The following is a 5,053-nucleotide window of genomic DNA, read 5'->3' on the forward strand; positions in this document are numbered from 1 at the left end:
ACCAAGGACAAGGTGAAATGATCTATCGAGGACTGTGTTTCCTGCGTGATGGGATCAAAACTGCTGATCTTGCCCACCTGATCCCAATCTGCGTAGATCCTGAAAGGATGGTCACTCTCATAGGGGAAAATATCCATTACCTCCCCTCTCAGACTGAATTCACCAATCGCATTGGTGGAGACGGTGTTGATATAACCTGCCCGTGAGAGTTGTTCTGCAATGGCGGTACTGTCAAAAGCCCCACCAACCCTGACCGATAAGGAAGAGGCTGAGAGTGTCTCAGGACTGACCAAGGGGCCTACAAAAGCCCTCAGGTGAGTTACGATCATCCCATGACGCATCTCAGTGATGGAGGTCAACCGATTGAGCTGGTCATACTCAACATTGTCCCCACTGAACGGGGTATAGAGCTTTCTCCCATTGCTGGGAAGATAGATTGTCTTGAGTTCATTGCTGTAGGGTGCATCCTGATTATGCGAGACACCACTATCCTTGAGCAGGTCCTTTGCGCTCTCCTCGGTTGGGCATATGACCCAGATACGGCCTTTATGCTTGCGTGAGATCATGCGAAGAAACTGGGCAAGGGGATACCCCTCCAACCCTTCCAGGTGCAGGTGTCGGGTGGTCGTGCCATACGCCTTGTAAGCGGTGCTGTTTTTGATATACGATTGGACAAGGGTTGAAATAGGTGTTTGCATAAGCGCCATTACCCTATCATGAGCAAGAAGGTTATGCAAGATAATGGAAAGCACACTTGATAAGAAAGCACTGGATACACTCGCTCTTGCCGTACAGGAAGCGGGGATGTATGCCAAAGCGCAACAACAACATATCAGCCGGTCTTACAAGAAGGATGGGTCGGTAATAACAGAGACGGACCTGGCAATCTCGAAGCGGATCATATCCGTGATCGAGGATCTCTTCCCCTCATGCAACATCATCAGTGAGGAGACACTCACCCCATTCAGCGAGAGTGCTCCCTACACTTTTGTCCTTGACCCTATCGATGGCACGGATGTCTACTCCCAGGGACTCCCTTGCTGGGCTGTGGCATTGGGCATTCTCAACAAGGACAGGGTGCCGGTCGGTGCCATGATAAGCGCCCCCCGGTGGGGAATCGGGGAGGATGATCTTTTCCTGCGACTCGACCCAGGAAAGGAGATCCTGATAAATGGACAACCATTGGTTGTAGAAGGGAAGAAGGATTTTCCTCATCAGATCACCATGGGGTCAAGCGGGCAGCGATTGATGGATTTCTCCCGGTATGAAGGGAAGATCAGGATCTTCGGTTCCTCCATCATCCATATGCTCAGCCCTGTTATCTATGAACACATCCAAGGATGCGTAAACCAGAGTTGTTATGTTTGGGATGTAACCGCCAGCCACGCAGTGCTGCTCTCAGCAGGAATGCTGGTGGAGTATGTGGATGGAAAACCCTTCATATATGATGATGACTTCCTCTTGCACCGAAGACCATTCTCCCCTTCCCTCTATGTGGGGACAAGGGCATGCATCGATGCACTGAAGGTGGTACTTCCCCCTAAAGGCTAGGGGTTGGAATCTTGTCCTTGTCGTACCAGAACCGGGCAAGATACATGAACGGAGTGTCCATGACAGCCACCACCCACTTAAGCAGGTAGGTACTGATGACAATACCGGTCAGGACCTCGGTTGGATATACACCCCAGAATGCGATAAAGGTAAAGACCAAGGTATCGATAAGTTGGCTTACGATGGTACTTAGGTTGTTTCTCAGCCAGAGCGTACGATTTCCTGGCCGTTTGCGTTTCCAATAATCAAAGGCCCATATATCGTGAAGATTGCTTATTACATAGGCTACCAGGGAACCGAAGGCGATGCGAGGCATCAGGCCAAAGACCAAGGAGAGCGATGAATGTGCAATATCCGATGCAGCTGGCTCAAACAACAGTGCAACCTGCATGATGATCGTCATTGCGAGCAAGCTGAAGAAACCGATGGCAACCGCCTTCGCTGACTCCTTCTTGCCATAGAGCTCACTGAGAATGTCTGTGGCCAGGAACCCGGTGGCATATACAATATTGCCCAACGTTGCATCCAATCCAAAAAGCATTACATTCTTTGTCACCTGGATGTTTGCCACGATAACACTGATGGGTATCCAGATATAGAGCCCCAATTTCCCCCACAACCTGAAAGCGATGAGAATCATGACAAAGTTCAGAGCAAGCATTACCATCCAGAAGAGTTCATTCATAGTGTTTCATTCCTTATACCCGACATACGTGATTTCCACCCGCTCCCTGGGAATGGAAAAACTGTTCAGCACCTCTTCTATGAACGGGATGCGTACTGCAGCAAAAATCTGCAGGCCAGGTGTTTCCAAGGCTTTCCTGAAGGAAACTGCAAGACCCTCTCCGGATATTTCCAACTTCCCAATCTCATCAAAGATGGCTACTTGTGAACCCGGGAGACTCTGGATTATCCGATCATTGATCCAATCAAAGACCTGTTCATCCAGGTAAAACCTACCAATACGCTTTCCTTGGGCGATGGGCATCTCAGAGAGTGCCAATCGCTCTTCTTGAGAAAAGAGGTCCTTGAGTCTATACACGGTTTTTTCGGGATTTGCAAGGGCAAGAACCCCGCAGATATGCATCTTCTGTGATCTACACTGCCTCACCAGTTGCACCAAGGACGTTGTCTTTCCTTGATCACGTTCAGCAGCATGGATGGTCAGTCTAGCTTGCACGGAGGAACCCTTGCAGCACATCAAATGCTTTCATGGAGTCCTCTCGCTTGATTACAAAGGTCAACTCATTCATGGTTGAGACAATCTCAATGACGTTGATCTGTTCCCAGGCCAGATGACGCACTGCTTCATAGACAATACCAGGGGTTTGCAGGAAATCACCGGTAAATATCAGGGAGAGAGCAACCAGGTCATTCATCTGGTTGAGAATCTCCTCCCCTTCGGTCAACTCATCAACGAGGTAACGATATTTCTCGCTTACCGCCAGGGACACCTCATGACTTCCCAGCGTAATGTTGAGAAAATCACCTTTTTCGGTCGATATGTTTCGATACAGGACTCCAAGCTTGCTGATGAAGTTGTCTTTTCTGACCAGGTTGACATCAAAGATGTTGGTTTTCATGACAATTCCATACTCGACATTGCCATGATCGGTCTTTGCATTTTCCCTCTTCAGCTCTTCTCCATAACGACGGAGGGCCATCACAATTGCACTGGCCTTGACCTCTTTACCGTATACTTTCTGGACTTCGTCCTGAATAGAGGAGGCATAGTTGCTGAATGAAAGAATACCATTGATCAACATCTCATGGATAAAGGGACTCTTATCGACTATCCTTTTAACACAGCTACTCACTGATTCCGCCATACTATCCTCCAATATGTTATTATTATCACAGAATCGTTTTAATTACAACAAACAGAGCATAAATTAGTTGATTTTTGTACAGACTCAGAAAATCTAAGATTCTACAGCAGAAACTACATATAGCGTACCCTTTTTCATATTAATTGAAATTGCTTAGGCGCTAACCACTATTCATTGAAAATTTACACTATTTGTGATATAGTATAGCGAGAAAGGAGTACACCAATGCGATGCCCACACTGCTCATCAATGGATGACAAGGTCCTTGAGTCCAGACAAAATTCCAGCGGTTCCTCGATCAGGAGAAGACGGGAGTGCAATATCTGTGGTTACCGATTCACCAGTTATGAACGGATCGAAGACAAGCCCCTGATGGTAATCAAACGTGACGGGAGAAGGGAGCCCTTTGATTTGAACAAGATCGGCCGAGGAGTACGCTCCTGCACCGAGAAACTGAAAATCAGCGAAAATGAGATTGACCTGCTGCTGCAGAGCATCGAGGACGCCATCATGCTCAAGGTAGGAAGCAAGCGGGAGATTGCATCCAGCGATATTGGGGACGAAACCCTCAAGCAGCTGAGAGAAGTTGACCTGGTCGCTTATGTCCGGTTTGCTGCTGTCTACAAGGCATTCAATGACCTTGGACAGTTTATCGCAGAGATCCAGAAGCTGGGCAAGGAACTTGCCTAGCGGGCATCAAACCATTTCCCTGTCAAGGAGTGTTCAATACTGTCATTGAGATGTTCAGGCTTGAGAATCTCATTGGCACAATCGAGGCAGAAATTATCACTCATGCCTGCCACATAGTCATAGATGAGCCGGCTGGTATTCCCGTCCCTCTCTTCATATGCTTCATGCATGTCCATCAGGTGATGGTAGAAGCCCATTGCAAGCATGTTCTTTTCCTGTACATATAACGATTCTTGATAGCCGTAAGTTCCCAGTAAGAAGTTGAGGTAATCGAGAATAAGCGTAAACAAGCGGTTGAAGTACCGTTCATACCCTTCCAGCATGGGACTCTTGTAGATGGACCGGTAGTTGAAACTGATCATCTCCTGAACAGCGGGAAACACCTCATCACTGAAGCTGATTCCCACCTTTTCGTTGGAGTGCTCGATGACATCACTTACCAAGGTGTCAATGATATCAGCATTTCTTTTCCCAAGCATACGGGAAACCTTCTGTGGAAGCTGTTCCTCAGTGATGATCCCAAGCCTGCAGGCATCCTCGAAATCCCGGCCAAGATAGGCAATGGTATCACTGAAACGCACCACTGCTCCCTCATAGGTGGCAGGTATCAAACCCTTCCTGCTGGTGATCTGATCAAGGTCCCTCACTGCAAATGTAGGCATGATGGACTGTACCAACTGCTCGCCGTTATGGCAGGCAATGCCATCCCTGACTGCATAGGTCAGATTAAGCCCCTTACCGTGTGAGGTGAGAAAATCGACGACTCTCAGGCTGTTGACCTCATGTTCGAACGGAAGAAACCCTGCTTCCTGCATTTTTGCTGAGAGAATCTTCTCCCCAGTATGACCGAACGGGGTATGACCCAAATCATGCCCCATACCGATTGCCCAAGCAATCTCGTTATCCAGACCAAGCCCCTTGCAGATCGTGGAGGCAATCGAGGAGACGTGCAGGCAATGCTCCATTCTCGTACAGATATGGTC

The 5,053-nt window shown here is 48.2% G+C and carries 6 protein-coding genes and 1 pseudogene; 2 read left to right on the forward strand and 5 right to left on the reverse strand.

What is annotated here, in order from left to right:
• Positions 1 to 698: pseudogene (locus JF818_RS07200) on the reverse strand (transcription-repair coupling factor); the annotation flags it as partial.
• A 43-nt stretch (positions 699 to 741) separates the two neighbouring features.
• Here JF818_RS07200 and JF818_RS07205 point away from each other — a divergent pair.
• A complete protein-coding gene (locus JF818_RS07205) occupies positions 742 to 1,551 on the forward strand; it encodes an inositol monophosphatase family protein (RefSeq protein ID WP_198891352.1) in 810 nt (269 codons plus the stop codon).
• Here JF818_RS07205 and JF818_RS07210 read toward each other — a convergent pair.
• Genes JF818_RS07210 through JF818_RS07220 form a run of 3 tightly spaced genes read right to left on the reverse strand, consistent with a single transcriptional unit; the run spans position 1,541 to position 3,380 of the window.
• Positions 1,541 to 2,236 (reverse strand): queuosine precursor transporter, encoded by a 696-nt coding sequence (locus JF818_RS07210; protein WP_198891353.1) that lies wholly within the window; start codon positions 2,234 to 2,236, stop codon positions 1,541 to 1,543. The two genes, JF818_RS07205 and JF818_RS07210, sit on opposite strands and share 11 nt — an antisense overlap.
• A 6-nt stretch (positions 2,237 to 2,242) precedes the next feature.
• Positions 2,243 to 2,731 (reverse strand): nucleoside-triphosphatase, encoded by a 489-nt coding sequence (locus JF818_RS07215; protein ID WP_198891354.1) that lies wholly within the window; start codon positions 2,729 to 2,731, stop codon positions 2,243 to 2,245.
• Positions 2,721 to 3,380, reverse strand: a complete 660-nt coding sequence (locus JF818_RS07220) for a hypothetical protein (RefSeq protein ID WP_198891355.1) — start codon at positions 3,378 to 3,380, stop codon at positions 2,721 to 2,723. Before JF818_RS07220 ends, JF818_RS07215 begins: the two co-directional genes overlap by 11 nt.
• 225 nt (positions 3,381 to 3,605) lie before the next feature.
• Between JF818_RS07220 and nrdR the strand changes: the two genes are divergently transcribed.
• The gene (gene nrdR, locus JF818_RS07225; RefSeq protein ID WP_198891356.1) at positions 3,606 to 4,070 is read left to right on the forward strand and encodes a transcriptional regulator NrdR; all 465 of its coding nucleotides are present in this window, start codon (positions 3,606 to 3,608) and stop codon (positions 4,068 to 4,070) included.
• Here the strand turns inward: nrdR and JF818_RS07230 are convergent.
• Positions 4,067 to 5,053: deoxyguanosinetriphosphate triphosphohydrolase family protein (locus JF818_RS07230; RefSeq protein WP_233066679.1), on the reverse strand; the 987-nt coding region annotated here is incomplete at its 5' end. The two genes, nrdR and JF818_RS07230, sit on opposite strands and share 4 nt — an antisense overlap.

This window comes from Sphaerochaeta sp. S2 (assembly GCF_016406725.1).
Taxonomy (GTDB): domain Bacteria; phylum Spirochaetota; class Spirochaetia; order Sphaerochaetales; family Sphaerochaetaceae; genus Sphaerochaeta.